17 protein-coding genes, 1 pseudogene and 1 riboswitch are annotated in these 19559 nt (G+C 48.1%); of the genes and pseudogenes, 2 read left to right on the top strand and 16 right to left on the bottom strand.

The window, feature by feature from the left end; all coding sequences use genetic code 11:
* Window positions 1-3 precede the first annotated feature (3 nt).
* The 11 genes and pseudogenes from ACVC9U_RS20495 to tenA form a co-directional block, all read right to left on the bottom strand.
* Window positions 4-642 carry a hypothetical protein gene (locus ACVC9U_RS20495; RefSeq protein WP_441391446.1) on the bottom strand — a complete coding sequence of 213 codons (639 nt, stop codon included), beginning with the start codon at window positions 640-642 and terminating at the stop codon, window positions 4-6.
* 1 nt (window position 643) lies between these two features.
* Window positions 644-940, bottom strand: a complete 297-nt coding sequence (locus ACVC9U_RS20490) for a DUF4176 domain-containing protein (RefSeq protein ID WP_441391445.1) — start codon at window positions 938-940, stop codon at window positions 644-646.
* A 187-nt stretch (window positions 941-1127) separates the two neighbouring features.
* A pseudogene (locus tag ACVC9U_RS20485) lies at window positions 1128-3211 on the bottom strand (catalase).
* A gap of 146 nt (window positions 3212-3357) precedes the next feature.
* The gene (locus tag ACVC9U_RS20480) at window positions 3358-3810 is read right to left on the bottom strand and encodes an AraC family transcriptional regulator (protein ID WP_441391444.1); all 453 of its coding nucleotides are present in this window, start codon (window positions 3808-3810) and stop codon (window positions 3358-3360) included.
* Between the two features lie 166 nt (window positions 3811-3976).
* Window positions 3977-5395, bottom strand: a complete 1419-nt coding sequence (locus tag ACVC9U_RS20475; RefSeq protein ID WP_441391443.1) for a glycoside hydrolase family 1 protein — start codon at window positions 5393-5395, stop codon at window positions 3977-3979.
* A complete protein-coding gene (locus tag ACVC9U_RS20470; protein WP_441391442.1) occupies window positions 5385-7244 on the bottom strand; it encodes a PTS beta-glucoside transporter subunit IIBCA in 1860 nt (619 codons plus the stop codon). The genes ACVC9U_RS20475 and ACVC9U_RS20470 overlap by 11 nt, the downstream gene beginning before the upstream one ends.
* A 309-nt stretch (window positions 7245-7553) precedes the next feature.
* A complete protein-coding gene (licT, locus tag ACVC9U_RS20465; protein ID WP_243941429.1) occupies window positions 7554-8387 on the bottom strand; it encodes a BglG family transcription antiterminator LicT in 834 nt (277 codons plus the stop codon).
* A 193-nt stretch (window positions 8388-8580) separates the two neighbouring features.
* Window positions 8581-9315, bottom strand: a complete 735-nt coding sequence (locus tag ACVC9U_RS20460; RefSeq protein WP_441391441.1) for an energy-coupling factor transporter transmembrane component T family protein — start codon at window positions 9313-9315, stop codon at window positions 8581-8583.
* The gene (locus tag ACVC9U_RS20455; RefSeq protein WP_441391647.1) at window positions 9312-10904 is read right to left on the bottom strand and encodes an ABC transporter ATP-binding protein; all 1593 of its coding nucleotides are present in this window, start codon (window positions 10902-10904) and stop codon (window positions 9312-9314) included. The genes ACVC9U_RS20460 and ACVC9U_RS20455 overlap by 4 nt, the downstream gene beginning before the upstream one ends.
* Entirely contained in the window at window positions 10879-11478 is a 600-nt protein-coding gene (locus ACVC9U_RS20450; protein ID WP_043925260.1) for an ECF transporter S component, read from the bottom strand. The genes ACVC9U_RS20455 and ACVC9U_RS20450 overlap by 26 nt, the downstream gene beginning before the upstream one ends.
* On the bottom strand, window positions 11475-12161 hold the full coding sequence (gene tenA / locus ACVC9U_RS20445; protein ID WP_441391440.1) for a thiaminase II: 687 nt from the start codon (window positions 12159-12161) through the stop codon (window positions 11475-11477). The genes ACVC9U_RS20450 and tenA overlap by 4 nt, the downstream gene beginning before the upstream one ends.
* A gap of 113 nt (window positions 12162-12274) precedes the next feature.
* Window positions 12275-12379, bottom strand: a riboswitch (TPP riboswitch).
* A 203-nt stretch (window positions 12380-12582) separates the two neighbouring features.
* Between tenA and ACVC9U_RS20440 the strand changes: the two genes are divergently transcribed.
* Window positions 12583-12741: a hypothetical protein gene (locus tag ACVC9U_RS20440; protein WP_243941423.1), complete on the top strand. Its 159-nt coding sequence runs from the start codon at window positions 12583-12585 to the stop codon at window positions 12739-12741.
* A gap of 50 nt (window positions 12742-12791) precedes the next feature.
* On the opposite strand, the gene aceA is transcribed toward ACVC9U_RS20440, so the two are convergent.
* From aceA to yhfH, 3 genes are read right to left on the bottom strand one after another with little or no spacing between them, the layout of a single operon-like run.
* The gene (gene aceA / locus ACVC9U_RS20435; protein WP_152846003.1) at window positions 12792-14063 is read right to left on the bottom strand and encodes an isocitrate lyase; all 1272 of its coding nucleotides are present in this window, start codon (window positions 14061-14063) and stop codon (window positions 12792-12794) included.
* A 14-nt stretch (window positions 14064-14077) separates the two neighbouring features.
* Entirely contained in the window at window positions 14078-15667 is a 1590-nt protein-coding gene (gene aceB / locus ACVC9U_RS20430; protein ID WP_441391439.1) for a malate synthase A, read from the bottom strand.
* A gap of 42 nt (window positions 15668-15709) precedes the next feature.
* Window positions 15710-15847 (bottom strand): protein YhfH, encoded by a 138-nt coding sequence (gene yhfH / locus ACVC9U_RS20425; protein WP_152846001.1) that lies wholly within the window; start codon window positions 15845-15847, stop codon window positions 15710-15712.
* Window positions 15848-16061: 214 nt separating this feature from the next.
* Between yhfH and ACVC9U_RS20420 the strand changes: the two genes are divergently transcribed.
* Window positions 16062-18224 carry an ArnT family glycosyltransferase gene (locus ACVC9U_RS20420; RefSeq protein WP_441391645.1) on the top strand — a complete coding sequence of 721 codons (2163 nt, stop codon included), beginning with the start codon at window positions 16062-16064 and terminating at the stop codon, window positions 18222-18224.
* 39 nt (window positions 18225-18263) lie between these two features.
* Here ACVC9U_RS20420 and ACVC9U_RS20415 read toward each other — a convergent pair whose 3' ends face one another.
* Window positions 18264-18731, bottom strand: a complete 468-nt coding sequence (locus ACVC9U_RS20415) for a DUF2716 domain-containing protein (protein ID WP_145651000.1) — start codon at window positions 18729-18731, stop codon at window positions 18264-18266.
* Between the two features lie 83 nt (window positions 18732-18814).
* Window positions 18815-19552: a DUF2750 domain-containing protein gene (locus ACVC9U_RS20410; RefSeq protein WP_441391438.1), complete on the bottom strand. Its 738-nt coding sequence runs from the start codon at window positions 19550-19552 to the stop codon at window positions 18815-18817.
* Window positions 19553-19559: the final 7 nt, after the last annotated feature.

The following is a 19559-nucleotide window of genomic DNA, read 5'->3' as shown; positions in this document are numbered from 1 at the left end:
CTATCACTTCACTCTTTGCAGCTGCTGTGAAATTAGGTTATCAACACGCGTCAATTCGGCGATTAGTTCATCCGCTTCTTTGGCCAGCTCTTGCAATCTTTTTCTTACTTCAGAAATGATTGCGTTAATCTGCCGCTTTGCTTCAGGCCAAATATGGTCTACATCGCTCCAGGGAAACTTTGTATCAAACATCATCTGCCGAAGCATCGTTTCAAAATGGTTCAACACCTCATCCAGGGTCGATAAATTTGATTCAAACTTAGATGCGGCTTGGCTCAAGGACCGGGCATTAATCGAAATTTCGCTTTTGACCCTTTCAGCGGAAAACGCATAGCTTCTCTCCGATCTGCCCTCAGGTGAAATGTTTACCGGCTGATCGGATTCGTCCGTCATTTCTACAGCCTTTGCAAAGTTTTGTACACTGTCGGCAAAAAATAATAGACAGCTGCTTGCCTTGCTGAAAAACCCGATATGATCGTTCATTTTTTTTTGAAGAGCTGCTGCGGCTTTTCCGCTGTGCCGATCTAATTCCTCACGAAAAAACACCATGTTTTCAAAAACATGGCTAAAAGCGCTTTCTAATTGATTGATTGTTCCGGATGCCTTATGAGGCAGTTCTTTATTAAAACGTAAATGTCCCATATTATTGCTCCCTGTCTTCAATCTTTCCTTGTTCAGCTTCTGTCAGCAGACGATCAAGCTCTAATTCTTTTTCATCGACATAGCCGTAATGATAAACAACTTCAATGTCTTCTTTATTAAAAAGCACGAAACGCTCCTTAGCACCGACAAAACCATTGGGATATTCCGCGGCCGCATAATCTCTAATGACATGATTTGATTCGGAATACACTTGACGGCCTACAATAAGCAAGCGTCTTGCATCGTTAGTCAGGCCTACTACACTGCCGACGGGTAGATATTTTTTCTTAAAAAGCATTGTTATCACCCTTTTCTCTTACATAAATAACGAACTACAGAAAATAATGTAAAAACATAGACAAATCGTAACAAATATGATGACGATATACAACGAACTAAAGAACCAGGATATAAGCCTCACTAGATCTTGAGACTTTGGATTTTAAAAAAGCACCCTTGAAACAGGGTGCTTAGAAATCTCTTCACTATGAAACTTGTCTATCCCAATGGCGGTGCTCGCCGATCGCTTCGACCAGTATTTTTCCAAAGTCGTCTTTGCTCTTATCATCGCGAGAGGTGATAATGCCCGGCTGTGCAGCCGCATGGGATCCGGCGGCGGACAGCAGGAGATCGACCCCTTCGCCTGCGGCTCCGATTGCTTTATAATGTCCGAATGCTTCATTGATAAAATCCGATGCGGCTTTATGCAATTGCAGGCGTTCAATGCTTTCTTGGCCGCCCGGAATATAAACGGCATCGTACAGCACGGAATCGACCGTCTGCAAAGTGTTTCCGACTTCTATTTCTGTGCCGCCGGTCCCTTTGATCACGCCGAGTGCCGAGCTGACAATGTCCGGCATGATGCCGGCTTTTTTGAACTCTTTCAACACCCGGCTGAGGTCCTCATCATCAAAACCTTGTTCTGCTAAAATGGCGACGGTCCTCGTCTGCGGTCGTTTCACCGTGTTCTCCTGGCTTAGCGCAGGGGATTTGAACGTCACATTGGAGCCTTCGTCTTTTTCAGGGGGCTCTACACCTACACCCGCAGCGATTTGCTTGGCAAGCTCCCCGTCAACCCTGTTAAACATATGAACGACTTGGCGGCGGACGTCCTTGCTTTTGACCTTTCCGACTTCAAAGCGGAACGCCGAAATGATATGTTCTTTTTCAACGGGAGACATGCTGTTCCAAAACAGCTTCGCTTGCGAATAGTGATCATTAAAGCTTTCGCTGCGCTGGCGGATTTTTTTGCCCTCGACTTTTTCCTCGTAGTGCACATATCCGCCTTCTTCTTCTGAAGCAGGCGCCGGATCGTTGTTTTGCAGCAAATTTTATGATAAGCGACAGGCCCTTTATTAATCGTCATCCTGTGATAGCCGTCATACTGGTTGTTATGGAACGGGCAGACCGGCCGGTTGATCGGAATTTCGTGAAAGTTCGGACCTCCCAATCGGATCAGCTGTGTGTCCGTATAGGAAAAGAGCCGGCCCTGCAAAAGCGGATCGTTTGTGAAATCGATGCCCGGAACAACATGGCCCGGATGGAAAGCGGCCTGTTCCGTTTCGGCAAAAACGTTATCCTGGTTTCGATTCAGCGTCATTTTGCCGATGATCTTGACAGGAACCATTTCTTCCGGCCAAAGCTTTGTTGGATCAAGGATATCGAAGTCAAACTTGAACTCGTCTTCTTCGTCAATCATTTGCACGCCGAGCTCATACTCCACTTCATCGCCTCTTTCGATCGCTTCCCACAGATCGCGGCGGTGATAATCGGGATCTTTTCCGGCGATTGTCTGCGCTTCATCCCAGACGAGCGAATGGACGCCGAGGACGGGCTTCCAGTGAAATTTAACAAAGCGCGCCTTGCCTTCTTCATTTACAAACCTGAACGTATGAACGCCGAAGCCTTCCATCATCCTGTAGCTTCGCGGAATCGCCCTGTCAGACATCGCCCACATGATCATGTGAGCCGTTTCTTCGTTGTTGGCGACAAAGTCCCAAAACGTATCGTGCGCCGTAGAAGCCTGCGGCATTTCGTTATTCGGTTCCGGCTTAAAGGAATGCACCAGGTCAGGGAACTTGATGGCATCCTGAATGAAGAAAACAGGGATGTTGTTGCCGACAAGGTCGTAGTTCCCTTCTTCTGTATAAAACTTTGTCGCGAATCCTCTGACATCGCGGACGGTATCACCCGATCCCCTGGAACCGGCTACAGTCGAGAACCTGACAAACACCGGTGTTTTCACTGACGGATCTTGAAGAAACTTTGCTTTCGTATACTCCGTCATCGGCTCGTAAACCTGGAAATAGCCATGCGCGCCAAAACCCCTCGCATGGACTACCCGCTCCGGAATCCGTTCATGGTCAAAATGGGTCATTTTTTCACGGAAATGAAAGTCCTCCATCAGCGTCGGACCGCGCACGCCTGCTTTTAAGGAGTGTTCATCTTCAGATACGCGCAAACCCTGGTTCGTCGTCATTTTTTTGCCCCTGTTGTCAGACCGGTACTGTTCGAGTTGTTGATCCTTGCTGTGCTCATTGACTTTGCGGCGGCCATCATTGTTATTCACTTGTCATCCCTCCCCATTCTGATTCCCTATGTAGTTGATCTGGATTGCTATTTTATGATTTACCCTGTCTGTCAGCGAGTTAAACGCAACGCTCGTTAAAGGGAAATGTAATTTTAATAAATTCAAAGTTTAGACAAGAAAACGAATTAAACCGATTTTAAAGGTACACATATTTCACAATACGGGTTGCTCACCATATCACCCATGTATTTTTCCATCATTGGTCTGTTGTCCAGTTGATATTCATTGTTTTGCAGAGATGAAAAAATATCAGAATATGCTTTTTGAATATCTTCTGCTGTATGTTTAACATCGTAAATCATGTATTTTCCGCCGGAAATTTCCCCTTCAAATACTGAATCATCGACTTGATAATCACGCGGTATCACAATACAAGCATCAAATCTACACTGATCAGGAGGTGTTGTTTCCGGGTTATCCTGTGGAATCGCAAACAGAATGGCGGACTCAAGAAGACCTTTTTCCTTAGCCCATTTTTTTAATGCCTCCATTACCTCAATATTCGCAGGACCGTACGGACCAACTCGTCGCATATAAGCAATACGATAGTTTGGAAGTGTTTCAACTTTGAATGTCATAGATTTTTTCTTCCTTTCCTGATTGTTGTTCGTTACGTTTCGAATGTAACATGCTTTAAAAATAATTACATTTATATTTTTAAAATTTTCTGTAAATTTTAAAATGATCATTTTCACAACAAAAAAGAGGATATTCAGAGATTATCTGAACATCCTCTTTCTTTGTTTAATCTAGTGTTTTGCCGTTTGAAGCAATCAAGTCTTTATACCAGTAAAAGCTTTTTTTGCGAATGCGGCGCAAGTCTTTCAAATCAAATTCGTCGCGGTTCACATAAATAAATCCGTAGCGTTTTGAACAGCCTTGATGGGTTGAAATCAAGTCGATGGCAGACCATGGGGAGTAGCCGAAAACATCGACTCCATCCGTAATCGCCAGCTGAATTTGCTTGATATGTTCCTTTAAATAATCGATGCGGTAGTCGTCATTTACGACATCTCCGTCTTCAAGCTGATCAAACGCGCCGAGGCCGTTCTCAGTGATGATCAGCGGCAGCTGATAGCGGTCATAGATCTCGCGCAGCGTCGAACGGAAACCGACAGGGTCGATCTCCCAGCCAAATGCATTTTTCTTTAAGTGCGGATTGCTGCTTCCCCTGTATACGCCTTCTTCTCCCGTCTGCAAATGCTGGTCGCCGCCTCGCGCAGCCGTGTCGCTGCCGTCATCCCTGCTCGCTTCAGCCGTTTGCGATGTATAGTAGTTAAATGCGATAAAGTCCGGCTTGGCTGACCGCACAATATCCATATCTCCTTCGGCGATGACCGGTGTGCAGTCTTTTTCTTTCATATATGCCCATGCCGTTGTATTGTACCGTCCGAATACGGCCATATCCAAGTAAAGCCAGTTGCGGATCGCATTATAGTTAAAAGCCGCCAGCACGTCCTCCGGTTTCGAAGAAGCGGGATAGATGAGCGCGATATTCGGCGCAGGACCGATTTTCGCTTCCGACAGCATCTCATGGCAAAGCTTGATCGCTTTCGCCTGTGCGACAAGCATGTGATGGTTTTGCTGATATAGCTCTTTTTTCGGATTTTCCAAGTTCGGATCGAGTGTACCGAGTGCAGCCCCGTGGAGAATCATCATATTTTGTTCATTGATGGTCAGCCAGTATTTGACGCGATCTCCGTAGTTTTCAAAAAGGATCTTCGCATACTTTTCAAAGGCATCAATCGTGGCCCTGTCCGACCAGCCCCCTTTTTTCTGCAAAGCATTCGGCAGATCAAAGTGGTACATCGTAACAATCGGTTCGATTCCATACTTCAGGAGTTCATCGATCAAACGGCTGTAAAATTCGATGCCCTTCGGATTAATATCGCCGTCCCCGTCCGGAATGATGCGCGTCCAAGCAATCGAAAAACGGTACGCTTTGAAGCCCATTTCCGCAAACAAAGCGATATCTTCTTTATAGCGGTGGTAATGGTCGCTTGCGACTTTAAAATCGGTTGTCCCTTCCGGGTAGCTTTCGCGCGCATCGATGACAGAAGGCCCTTTTCCATCTTCATCCCAAGCGCCCTCCACTTGATAAGCGGAAGTAGATGCGCCCCACAAAAAATCTTCCGGAAATTGAGCTAATGTTTTATATTTCATGATTATTTTCCTCCCATGGTGATGAAATTAAAGTGATGATCGGTTCTTCAGTTTTCACCTTTTTTTGATCCGTTGGAATGATATCCGTGTATTGACCGGAATTTGTAACGATGATCGGTGTTGTCACGTCAAACCCTTCTTCTTTCAAAGCGTCCAGATCGAATTCTGCGAGTATATCACCCCGTTTCACTTTTTGCCCCTGCACCGCTTTAGCATTGAAGTGCTTTCCGTCGAGTCTGACCGTGTCCATTCCGATATGAATCAAAATCTCGGCTCCGCTTTCTGACGTTATGCCGTATGCGTGACCCGTCGGAAATGCCGTTGTCACGATGCCGTCCGCAGGGGCGGTGACAACGCCTTTTGACGGAAGCACCGCGATTCCTTCTCCTAGCGCCCCCGATGCGAACACTTTATCTGATACTTCTGTTAACGGCAGGACTTCTCCTTGCAAAGGGCTGTAAATTGGTTCACCGCCGCTGTTTTCAACGGGCGGCTCTTTCGTCTCGTCCACAGGGTCGTCAAAACCGACAATGTAAGTGAGCAAAATCGATAAAACAAATGAAACTGAGATTCCGATGATGAAGCCGAGAAAGCCTGGTCCATAAAAAATCGGAATCGTCAACAAGCCCGGGGCGCCGGAAGCGAGGGCGACGCTGCCGGAGTATCCGATAATGGCTCCGCCTGCCGCCGCACTGATGACACCGCATACAAACGGCTTTTTCAGCCTGAGCGTCACCCCGTAGACGGCCGGCTCTGTAATCCCGAATATCCCGGTAACGGCAGCAGATCCTGCCAATGCCTTCAACTTCTTGTTTTTCGTCTTCAGCATGACGCCAAATGCGGCTCCTGTTTGGGCAAACACGGCGGCTGCCGTCGCCGGTTTGATGTAGTCCTTGCCGTGGACGGCAATGTTGTTCAAAATGACAGGGACGATCCCCCAGTGTATGCCGAAGATGACAAGGATTTGCCATAGGGCCGCGATAATCGCTCCTGCCAGAATCGGGCTGAGATCAAAAACGGACAGAATCGCCGCCGCGATCCCGTTTCCTGTGTAAACACCGAGCGGTCCGAATACGATCAAAGTTAACGGCACCATCACCGTCAGGCATATTAAAGGGGTGATAAAGTTTTTCACGCTTTCATGAATAAAGCGCATACATAATCTTTCAAGATAGCTCATCACAAATACCGCAAGGATAATCGGGATAACGGTCGACGTATAATTCATCAAGACGACCGGAATGCCGAAAAACTCCGTCTGGGCGCCGCTGTTTTTCAGTTCGAGTATCGTTGGATAGATCAGGGCCCCGGCAATCGTCAGCGCTATGAACGGGTTCGCTCCGAATTTTTTGGCGGCCGTAACGGCGAGCAGCAAAGGCAGGAAATAAAACAGGCTGTCGGCTGCCGCATATAGAATCGTATATGTCGTCTCTTCCGGCGAGAGCCAGCCGGCGTTTGTGCAAATCAAAAGCAGGCCTTTTAAAATCCCCGCTCCCGCCATGACGCCGAGCAGCGGAGTGAAAATGCTGGATACGACATCTACCAATCTACCGGCAAGGCTTCCTGTCTCTTTTTGACTGTGATCGGCCACAGAACCTTCCAACAGTTGAGAGATCCGGCCGATTTCTTGATAGACTTCAGGAACGTTATTGCCGATAACGACTTGAAATTGGCCGCCGCTCTCCACCACAGTTACCACGCCATCCGTATTTTCAAGCGCTTCCCTGTCTGCTTTGGAACGGTCTTTCAGTTTGAAGCGAAGCCTTGTCGCGCAATGGACTAGCGATACAACGTTTTTCTCCCCGCCGACGCGTGCCACAATTTTTTTTGCCATTGATTGAACATCCATCGTTGATCATCTCCTGTCTCTCCTAAAGCCCTATCAAGCTGTTATAAAATAAAAAACCTAAACTAGAGCCCGTCAAAGAAGGCTTAGTTTAGGTTTTGCCTGCCGAACAGTAACAATCCCGTGTTAAGACATCAAGTAAATAAAAAAACCTAAATCACTGTGAAACAAGGGCATAAGAGTGCCGCTTCACAGTCATTTAGGTTTTGCCTGCATGATCAGTAACAATCCTAACAACCTGTATAAGTTGATGTAAGTAAAAAGTAGCATACATTTATCCAATTGTCAACGCTTTCATTTTGGCATCATCCTCTATTTTTGATGAACGACCCGCTCGATATGAATCGTCAAATACAGAAGCTCTTCGTTTGTCAGCTGATGGCCGTATTCTTTTTCGATGTACTGCTTGATTTTATTCGTGCAGACATAAGCGTCGCGGTACTTATTTTTGACGGTTTCAAATAAAAAGTCGTCCCGGCTTTCCATATAGGTTCCGCTGAACAGCCGCTGCGCGAAAAATTTCAAATGGGTAATGAAGCGGTAATAGTGAAGCGCTTCTTCGTCAAAGTCGATATGAAAGTGATATTTGACGATGCTTAAAATTTCCTGCATGACTTTCGTAATATTGACGATGTTCGGCATTTCTTCATTCAGCTCGGCGTTTACGATATGGAGCGCGATAAAGGCGGCTTCATCCTCCGGAAGAGCTGCCCCCGTCTTCTTTTCAATGATGGCCAGCGCCTCTTTGCCGATGGCGAACTCATCTTTATACAGCCGTTTCGTCTCCCAAAGCAGGGCGTTTTTAATATCCAGACCCTTTTTATGCCGTTCGACGGCGAAATGGATATGGTCGGTCAGCGAGACGTAAATGCTGTCATTCAGCTTCTTGCCGAGCTTTAATTTCGCATAGGAGATAATTTTTTCAGACATTTCCATAAATTCGATCGGAATTTCGTCCAACAGCGTCTTAAACCTTTCTGATACATCTTTATTATCAAGCCTGAAAATCTTCTCGATTCTCGATTCATCCACCGCTTCACCAGGCTTTTTTTGAAAAGCGATTCCTCTGCCCATGACCACTAATTCCTGACCCTGTTCATTTAAAACACTGATCACATTGTTGTTGATCACTTTGGCAATTTTCACATCGCGCCACTCCCATCTTGTAAGGGGATTTTTTTATATTTCTTTTTTCATATGGTACACATTGATTGTACAACCTTTTTGGCCTAGGTCAATATGTTTCAGTCAACGTCCGAAATATTTACATTTTACAGAATGCCCGTCCGTGCCCGATTTATAAAAAAAGAGCCGCAGTGCGGCCCTGTAAAAAACCTTCTTAAAAAATGAGCAAAATTCCCGCTGCGACTGACGCCGGACCCGCAAAATAAACGAAGTCTTTTCCGGAAAGCCGCGCTGTTTGATAGTAGGTGCGGTCTTTTGTACCGGTAAACCCTCTCGCTTCCATAGCAACGGCGATTCTTTCCGATTTGCGGATGCCTTGCGAAAACAAAGGCAGCGCATAGCGAATAAACGCCTTCCAGCTGTTTTTTTGCTTATAGCCCCTAATTTTGTGCGCCGCCTTCATCTGCGAAAGCTCAGACTGAAAAAGCGGGACAAAACGGAAGCCGGCCAGCAAGCCATAAGCCCATTTAGGCGACAATCTGCATTGATGAATCAGGCTCATAATAAACTGCGTCAAATCGGTTGTTGACGTAAACAAAAGACCGTATGTGACAAAGCCGAGCATCCGGAGCGCGATTGTCAGTCCATTGCCGACGCTTTCCTCGGTGACGCGGAACCAGGCCCATTCCCAAATCGTTTCCTCACCTTTTCCAAAAGCGGCCATCATCCAGAATACGAGAATAAAAAAGACGAGATAAGGCAACAGCCGTTTACTTAAATAAGACAAAGTCCATCCCCCGAAAAAAATTCCGACGGCAACCGCAAACAGCCAAATGAATAGAGTCGGTTTCGGATTTGAAACAAACATGAGCAAGCACATGACCAGGAGGTGGGAAAAGAGCTTGGCACTCGGGTTCAATGCTGAAAGAAGTGAACCATTGCTTTTCATACGGGAACCCTCTCCTTTCTTTCATGCATGAACCGGTAATGAAGCGGCGGTATCAACGAGAAGCGGCGGACGAGGCCTTGATCAGAGAATAATCGATACGGCGTTCCTTGATATGCCGCTTTCCCTTGATGAAACACGATGACCCGGCCGGAATGCTCGTCTACGATGTCCATGTCATGCGTCACCATCACAATCGTCGTTCCCCGTTCCTGCCGTTCCTTTAACCGCTTGATTAATTCTTGCGCCGTCCTTTCGTCCTGACCGAATGTCGGCTCGTCAAGCAGCAGCAGATCCTGGTCAAACAAAAGCATCGTCGCAACGCTTAAACGTCGTTTCTGCCCGAGGCTTAATGTAAAGGGGTGCGCTTTTTGATGAGCGTCAAGTCCGAATTCCTGCAGCAATTCAGCCGTTTTCTTTTCAACCCGGTCCTCCGGCCAGCCCCGCTGTCTCGCCCCGAACGCGATCTCATCAAACACCGTGTCCCGAATAAATTGAAGCTCGGGATTTTGAAAAACAAAGCCGGCCTTCTCATAGAGCATACGGTCGGACCATTTCTTCAGCTCCCGATCCTCCAGATAAAGGCGCCCTTTTTTGACCGCTTCAAGCCTGATCAGACTTTTTAAAAACGTACTCTTTCCGCTGCCGTTCTCGCCGATGACCGAAATCCATTCCCCCCTTGGAATCTCAAGGGTGATGCCGTCGGCCACGATCTTTTTCCGATAGCCGATCGCCGCGTCGTCTGCGCGGATCAATATGTCTCTGTCCGCTGCAGGCCTGTTTTTCGCCTCCTCCTCTTTCATTTTCAATGTAGAAGAGAGCTTGACGGCGAGCGGATGATCATCTTGTGTGATGACATCTTCCCATACCGCAGGGTACAGTTTCGGCTGCCAGATGCCCGCCGCTTTCATCTCCTGCTGAAAATGTTTCACGATTTCTTCCGGCTTTCCGTCAGCGATGATCTGTCCCTTTCCATTGAAAAGAATGACGCGGTCCATCCACTCGATACAGCCGTCCAGCACGTGTTCGACGAACACCATCGTCTGTCCGCTTTTTCGGGAAACGTTACGAAGCAAGGCAAAGATGTCTTTCCGGCTGGCAGGGTCCAGCTGCGCCGTCGGCTCGTCAAAAAACAGCACTTCAGGCTCCAGAGCGAGCAGGCACGCTAATGCCAGTCTCTGCTTCATCCCGCCTGACAAGGTTTCGATCGGCGTTTTCTTATCTATCTTTAAGCCGACTTGCTCCATCAGCTCCGAGATGATGCCGTCCATATCTTTTCGGGAGACGGACCGGTTTTCTAGGCTAAAAGCGATTTCTTCATCAACATGAAGCATGCAAAACTGCGAATCCGGATCCTGAAACATAACGCCGGCGCTCTTTCTGCGATTGACTTCGCCTGTGACTTCAGCTTCGATATGTTCAGGAATGATGCCGGAAAGCACGGACAACAGCGTCGATTTGCCGCTTCCGCTCGGACCGAGTATCAGCAATTTTTCGCCCTGCCCAATCGACAGCGAGACCCGGTCCAGGACTGTTTCAGGACGATGATAAAAACGGACGGAAAGGTTACTGCATCCGAGAAATGAACGCATCGGCATCATCCTTCTTCCGCTGTTCCTTCATGATCTCATACTGGTTCAGGACTCCCGTTTTCGCAAGCGCTTCGACAACGGCTTTTGCCAGCCAGCCGCCGAGTACAATGCCGCTGATGATTTGGATGATAAGCGTCAAGATCAGCGTTTGCGTCGTATAGTAGGCAAAACCGTTCGCCATCAGGCTGTATGTCATGCTTCCGACCGCGGCAAGCGCACCGGAAAGCATAAGGGTAAACAAGTTATAACGCTTATAGCGAAAGATCGCAAACGCGATTTCCGCACCGGCTCCCTGGAACACACCGATTAATAATGCTGACAGCCCAAAGTGGCTTCCAGTCAGCAGTTCGACCGCCGCAGCCGCCGTCTCGGCAATCAGCGCCGCACCCGGTTTACGGATGATATAAGCGACAATCGGGCTGGCGATCACCCAAATGCCGAACATAAAGTTCGCTCCGACGGGCCCGACAATAGCTGAAACAGGGATCCACAAGGTGGACCATCCTAAGTAAATGACGCCGCATGCAACAGACAAGATCACTGCCATCACGACTTCTTTCATGTTCCAATTCATCGTCTCACCGCCTCCATTTCCACAGGCCAATCTTCAACCGTATAAGCCATCTCCCAAAAGCCGTATTCAAGCTGACAGCTTTGCAAAAAGAGCTCCTTCATTTTTTCTTTTTCAGCCTTGCCCGCTGTTTCGGCCCATTCATCCAGGCGGGCGCAAAACTTTGTCGTGATCGAATCGGTTCTGTCTCCGTAAAAACAGATCCAGTCATAAAATGGATGCGACGGGTCAGGCTGAACGTCCATCATCAATTTTTTTCCGATCTCCCAATATGTCCACGGACAAGGCAGCAAGACGGCTAATATCTCTCCCAGCGTGCCTTCGTGCGCCGCCGTCAGCATATGGCGGATATAATGATGGGCAGAAGGTGCAAGCGGATAGCCCTGCAGAGATTCATACGCCACCCCCGCGGCCCGGCACAGGTTGTTGTGCGGGTGCACTTCGCTGTTTAATACAAACGAAATCTGCTCATGAAACATCTCCATGTCTTTCCGGTTTTGACACTTGGAAATCGCAATTCCGTAGATTTGAATAAAAGCGTTCAAATACTCGTAATCTTGCTTCACATAATGAATAAGCTGCTCCTTTTTCAGCCTCCCGGACGCCAGCTCCAATACAAACGGATGCTCAAAAATGGCTTCAAAAATAGGGTCTGCCTCGCGGCGCAGTTCTGCAGAAAAACTCATGTAGATAGCCTCCTCAGCAATCGGTTTTATAAGGAAGGCACAGGGGGAGCGAGCCGCTTTATACGCAAAAAAGCCGCCCCAAAATGGAGCGGCCTTTGTATGATGAAATCATAAAGACACCGGCTCCACTTCCCTACGCTAGTATGAACTAGATCAGGTTCAAAGGGTCCAAGATCGCTTCTTGTCTCAGCCGGCTTACGGCTCCCCTAGTGGACTTCCTATTACATTAACTTTTACTCTACACATCAATGATTATGATGTCAACCTGAGTTTTTCAGTTTTATTCTTGTATAAAACCGCCGGGTTTCATACAGAAGATGCAGCGGGTAAAATATTTATGGAAAAATGTTAATTTTCTGAAACCTTTTTGCAGGCTTGTTCGTCTAATATAGTGAAGACAAAACATTTGGAGGGGATATTTATGATGATGTTTATCTTGATTTTGACAATGGCTGTGTATTTGTTCTATTCTTTCAGCAAAGACAACCGGCCGGCCAAAAGAACCAACAAGAATCATCAGACACTGACTGTTATTAGGGAAAACCCTTTTACCGCCCCTTCCAATGATGTCAATTGCTAACTTGATAGACAACAAGCAAGCCGCCCGTGATTGGGCGGCTTTTTACGTTTTTATGATTGAAATTGTTCCGCTTCAGTCGATCCCTTCAGTGCAGTGGTTGATGAAGTCCCGCCTGTCACAACCTGGGCGACTTCATCAAAGTAGCTCGTTCCGACTTCGCGCTGATGCCTTGTCGCCGTATAGCCGTGGACTTCGCTGGCAAACTCGGCCTGCTGCAGATCAGAGTACGCCGCCATTCCGCGGTGCTTATATTGGCGGGCCAATTCAAACATGCCGTGGTTTAAGGCGTGGAAGCCTGCCAGTGTGACAAATTGAAATTTATAGCCCATTTCACTGAGCTGTTTCTGGAAGTTCAAGATCGTGTTATCATCCAGTTTGGCCTTCCAGTTGAACGAAGGGGAGCAGTTGTAGGCGAGCAGTTTGCCCGGGAATTTTTCATGGATCGCCTGTGCAAACCGGCGGGCTTCTTCAATATTCGGCTCAGACGTTTCACACCAGATCAAATCGGCATAAGGCGCATACGCCAAACCTCTGGCAATCGCCTGATCAAGGCCCGGCTTTGTTTTGAAGAACCCTTCCGCTGTTCGTTCTCCGGTCAAAAACGGCGCATCATATGAATCGACGTCGCTTGTGATCAGGTCGGCCGCATTCGCGTCCGTGCGGGCAATAAGAATGGTCGGGACTCCCATCACATCTGCGGCGAGACGCGCGGCAATCAAATTACGCACCGCCGTTTGCGTTGGAAGCAGCACTTTTCCGCCCAAATGTCCGCACTTTTTCTCAGACGACAGCTGATCTTCAAAGTGAACTCCCGCGGCGCCGGCTTCAATCATGCTTTTCATCAGCTCGAACACATTCAGCTGGCCGCCGAAGCCCGCTTCAGCGTCGGCCACAATCGGAGCAAACCAATCGATGTCTTCTTTCCCTTCCATATGGTGAATTTGATCGGCGCGCTGCAGCGTGCGGTTGATTTTTTTGACGACTTCCGGCACGCTGTTTGCCGGATAAAGGCTTTGGTCCGGATACATGCTCCCTGACATATTGGCATCGGCTGCCACCTGCCAGCCGCTTAAATAAATCGCTTTCAATCCGGCTTTTACTTGCTGCATGGCTTGGTTTCCGGTCAAAGCGCCCAGCGCCGGGACGAAATCCTCTGTGTGGAGAAGCTTCCACAGCTTTTCGGCGCCGCGCCTTGCAATCGTGTATTCAATCTCGAGCGTGCCCCTCAGCCGAATGACGTCAGCCGCCTGATACGGCCTTGTAATCCCTTTCCAACGTTCTTCATGCTCCCAGCTTTCTGCGAGTTGTTTTTCTTTCAGCATCGCACATTCCCCCATTATATATTTTCATAAGCCGGTATCGTTAGAAATTCCGCGAATTCATCATCCAAAATCAGCTGTTCAAATAACTGTCCGGCCTCTTCAAACCGGCCGCTCCGAAAATGTTCTATGCCGGCTTCTTCGAAGATTTTCTGCATTTCTTCCTCTTTCATCATCTTGACCATTTCGGAGGTCACTTTCCGGCCGTCGTCAAGAACCCCTTTCGGATGGCGAATCCATTGCCAAAGCTGGGCTCTGGAAATCTCCGCCGTTGCTGCGTCCTCCATTAAGTGGTCAATCGGAGCGGCGCCTCTGCCCGACAGCCATGAAGCTAAATAACGGATGCCGGCGCTGATATTAGTACGGACGCCTGCTTCTGTAATCCGGCCTTGCGGCACTTCCAGCAAGTCTTTTTCCTCGACCTTTACGTCTTCCCGCTTTCTATGAATCTGGTTCGCCGACGGCATATGCTGATTGAATACATCGAGCGCCGTTTGAATCATGCCGGGATGTGCGATCCATGTTCCGTCATGGCCGTCTTTTACTTCACGTTCCTTATCTTCGCGGATTTTGGCAAATGCGGCTTCATTGATCTCAGGTTTGTCTTTAGCGGGAATTTGCGCCGCCATTCCCCCGATTGCATGGACGTTGCGTTTATGACACGTTTGAATCGCCAAGAGGGAGTAGGCTCTCATGTTTGGAACCGTCATCGTCACGGTTGAGCGGTCTGGAAGAATGACGTCATCCCTGTTCCTGAATTTCTTAATAAAGCTGAAAATATAATCCCACCTGCCGCAGTTAAGTCCAGCTGAATGCTCCTTCAATTCATAGAGGATTTCATCCATTTCAAAAGCCGCCAGGATCGTTTCAATGAGAACCGTCGCTTTAATGGTGCCCTGCGGAATGCGCAAATCGTTTTGCGCATAAACAAATACGTCGTTCCACAACCTTGCTTCCAGATGGTTTTCGATTTTTGGAAGGTAGAAATAAGGGCCGCTTCCTTTTTTGATCAGCTTTTTTGCGTTATGGAAAAAATAGAGGCCAAAATCGAACAAGCTTGCTGACACGGGCTTGCCGCCGATCAGCACATGCTTCTCTTCCAAGTGCCATCCTCTCGGTCTTACAATGATGACGGCGGGGTTTTCTTTCAGCTCATAGCGTTTGCCTTGTTCATTCGTAAAGGAAATCGTTCCGCGAACCGCGTCCCGTAAATTAACCTGGCCGTCAATGCAGTTTTTCCACGTTGGCGAGTTCGCATCTTCAAAGTCGGCCATAAAGACTTTCGCTCCTGAATTTAAAGCATTGATGACCATTTTTCTGTCGACCGGGCCGGTGATTTCAACCCTGCGGTCCTCCAAATCCCCGGGGAGCGGCGCGACCGTCCAGTCCGCCTCGCGGATGTGCTTCGTTTCCGCCAAAAAACCGGGATTCTTCCCTTGATCAATTTCAGCCTGCCTGATCGTCCGCAAATGCAGCAATTCCCGTCTTCTTCCCCCAAAATGGCGTTCAAGACGTCCGATAAACTCCAGCGCTTCTTTTGTCAAAATCTCTTCATACTGCGGGTTCATCGATCCGGTGATGTGAATTCTCTTCTCCTCTGTTTTCATGTCTCCCTACCCCTTTACATGCATTGTTATAAAACAGTTTGCTTACTCGCCTTTTTTGGAAAGACAGCGCTCGCATTCCATAAAGTAAGATTCAGCCTGCTCCTCCATCTTTTCGCCGCATTCAGGGCAAGTTTTTTTGGGAAGCGTTCTGAAAAATTCCATCGGACTTTTCATGCTCATTTGTGTCACTCTCCTTTTTATAGAACAGTTTTATGTTTTATATTTCTGTTGTAGTACAGTATACAGCGCAAAAATAAAAAAGTACACACCTTTTTCCAAAAAATATTTATTTTTTTCCATTCAAACAAAAATAGATTGTTCTCTTTTTATTCATAACTTGTTCATATTTTTCTTCTAGAATAGGGAACATAAAGAGGTGAAAGTGATGATGAAAATAAAAAATAAACAACTTGATGTCATTCTGATTCTTATTTTGTTGGCAGCTCTTATTCTGAATACATATAACATTTGGCAGGACGATGCCGCCAACCAGTATTACTTGGCGGCGGTCAAAAGCATGACGCAAAGCTTCCACAATTTCTTCTTTGCGTCATTCGACTCTTCCGGATTCGTATCAGTAGATAAGCCGCCCGTCGTTTTATGGATTCAGACTATATGTGCGAAAATCTTCGGCGTGCATACGTGGAGTGTGATTTTGCCGCAGGCGCTTGCAGGGGCGGGTTCCGTCTATCTGCTTTACGCACTGATTAAGGCGAAATTCGGAAAAGGCGCCGCCCGCATTTCAGCGCTAGTGATGGCGCTGACGCCGATCGCGGTAGCCGTAAGCAGAACGAATAATATCGACAGCATGCTCGTCTTCACGCTACTTCTTAGTACATGGTGCCTGATGAAGGCGGTCAAACAAGGCAGGCTGCTCTGGCTTCTCGCTGCATTTGGCCTCATCGGCCTCGGGTTCAATATGAAGATGCTTCAGGCATTTATGGTGCTTCCCGCGTTCTTGCTGTTTTATCTCATCGCGGCCCATGCGAATTGGAAGAAAAAAATCGTGTCAGCGGTTTTATCGCTTATTGTTCTCACCGGCGTTTCGCTTTCTTGGGCGCTTGCTGTCGACTATACATCAGCCGACAGCCGCCCGTATGTCGGAAGCAGCCAAACCAACTCCGTGCTTGAACTGGCTTTCGGCTACAACGGCACAGAGCGGCTGCTCGGCCAGACGACAGGCAACGCCCGCGGCGATATGAACGGTTTTGGAGGAGACATGCAGCAGCCGAACAGCAATGCCCAAGCTCAGAACGGAAACCGTTCGTTCGGCGGTTCCGATGGACAAAACGGCGTGATGCAGCCGCCGGGTGCGAGTGGCGCGACCGACGGCAATGCGCAAACTCAAGACGGAAACCGTTCATCCGGCGGCTCCAATGGACAAAACGGCGCGATGCAGCCGCCAGGCACGGACAGCGCGACCGATGACGGTTCACAATGGGCAAACGGCGGCAGTCAGCCGCCTGCCCGTCGCGGACCGGGCGGAGGCAATGGCGGACCAGGAGGAGGTCAAGGCGGCGGACAAAGCATGAACATGTTCGGCACCGGTGACGCAGGACCGCTGCGGCTCTTCCAATCGGCTTTATCAGGCCAAATCAGCTGGATGCTTCCATTCGCATTATTCGGACTGATCGGCATGATCATCAGCTGGTTCCGCAGCCGCCGCGAAAAAACGGGCGAAATGAAAGAAACAATCTTTTGGGCCGCATGGCTCGTTCCTGTCGCCGGGTTCTTCAGCATCGCCGGATTCTTTCACCACTATTACTTGATTATGCTGGCGCCGCCGATCGCCGCGCTGTCAGGAATCGGATGGTACGCGATGTACGGCCTTTACAAAAATCACAAAGACTGGGCAAGCTATTTGCTGCCGGCTGCCGTTCTGACAACGGCAGCATTCCAAGTGTATATTTTAAGTGCTTATACAAACCAAATCGGCAGCGCCTGGATGTATGTCATGGGAATCATGGGGCTTGGTGTCACCATCGCCTTACTGATGCTGAAGCGAAGCCATCCATTCGGAAAGCAGCTCACCATCATCAGCTTGTGCGTGCTTCTTTTGACACCGGTCTATTGGTCGGCAACACCGATCCTTTACGGAGGAAACAGCGTTCTTCCTGAATCGGGGCCTCAGCTGCAAAGCTCCAACGGAGGCGGAATGTTCAGCTCGGATGTGGACACAGGACTGCTCACATACCTCCGGGAAAATAATACCGGTGAAGAGTACCTGTTCGCGACATTGACAACGGTAACCGCGGCCCCGTATATCATCAATGCCGACGAAAATGTCATGGCGCTCGGAGGCTTCAATGGCACAGACCCGATCCTGTCGGTCAGCGAGCTGAAAAACCTCGTCAAAGAAGGAAAAGTAAAATACTTTCTGATCAGTGACAACTCAGGCAACAGTGAGCTCGTCTCCTGGATCAAAGAAAACGGAACCGAAATTTCGTCTGACCAATACAGCAGTACAACGAACAGTACCGACAGCTCCGGACAGCAGGGCGCAAGAGGCGGCCCGGGCGGCGGACAGCAGCAAACGCTCTATAAGGTTGAGCTGTAAAAGGTGGAAGCCCATCGGATGAGTCCGATGGGCTTTTGATTATGCTTTTCTGAAAATAACCGGCGGATGATGTTCAATATGATAGAGCAGTTTTTCTCCATAAACGGTCATCGTTTTCCGCCAAGGGTCGCCAAGCACGCCCCATTCAAAATTCCGCTGGAAAAAGAAATAGTAATCCCCATTTGGAAAGATCGGAACCGGCCAATCCCCATATTCATCTTTAGGAAGCGGTCCGTGCGGACGAAACATATATCCTTCATGCTGCCAATCGAGTGCGTACATCGTCTCCAGCGGATCTGTACACGCCTTGAAGGCGCCGATCATCATCTCCTCCAAATCGGCAAGGAACCGGCCGTCTGCTTTAAACCCTGCGGACACATCATAGACAATAAACGGGCGCGGCGGCTTCATCTTTGAACATTGAAAGCCAGGCTTCCATTTGACGACCCGATTCGCCTTTGTCCACACTTCATCATTTTCCCTGCTGCTTAAGACGGTCCAGCTCATTAGGTATTGTTCTCCTTTGCCTGTTTGACCTTATAGGTTGGTTTCTGATAGAGCACTCTTTGCTGCTGTTAATGTTTAACCCTTCAATAATTCTCCAGTTCCGCCAAAATGTCTTCCAAAAGAGAATCGATCGGCAATGTAATCGCGTCTTTTGAATTAAAAAAGATGGACGGCTGAATCCCGTCTTCTTTCATGCCCGGCAGCCACTCATTCACAAACTCTTCGAGATCAATCGGTCTGGCTGTACATTCGCACCATTCCTGTTCTGCGCAAAATTCGGCGTAGTCCTTGGCAGGCCAGAACGGAATCATTTTGCGGCCTTGATCATCCTTCGTCATTACCCAGCCGTCGCCATATAATGACCATACCTCTTCAAAATCGGCGATTCTTTTAATAAAATACTCGTACCGCTTCTCTTTCGAAGCCTTTAATAAAGCCTCGATCTCTTTTTTGTGCAGCCTTGGCACGATTCGTTCAATACGCGAAACATCATATGTATGGCAATAAAATTGAAACGTCCCGTCTTCATAATCTTCAACAACATAATTGACATTCTCCCAGCCGGCGTTTAATTGATCGATTTTGAAACCGCCATGCCGGCCTTTAAAATCGGTTAACCGAACAGAAGACACCTCCTTAAATGTCAAATCAATATGATAGCTGTCATTCTCATCTTCATAGAGAACCGTCATATCGATTGAGCTGATGTCTTTTCCATCATGAAATTCCTTGTAGTATTGAAACCGGATAATTTCTTTGATATGAACCGGTGAAAACTCCGGGATTTCCAGATTAAGCTTTTCGTTTTTAGACAACTCCACTATAGTC

It is taken from the genome of Bacillus sp. GM2, assembly GCF_056155945.1.
Note: the sequence above shows the minus strand (reverse complement) of the source record. Positions and strands in the feature narration are given on the sequence as shown.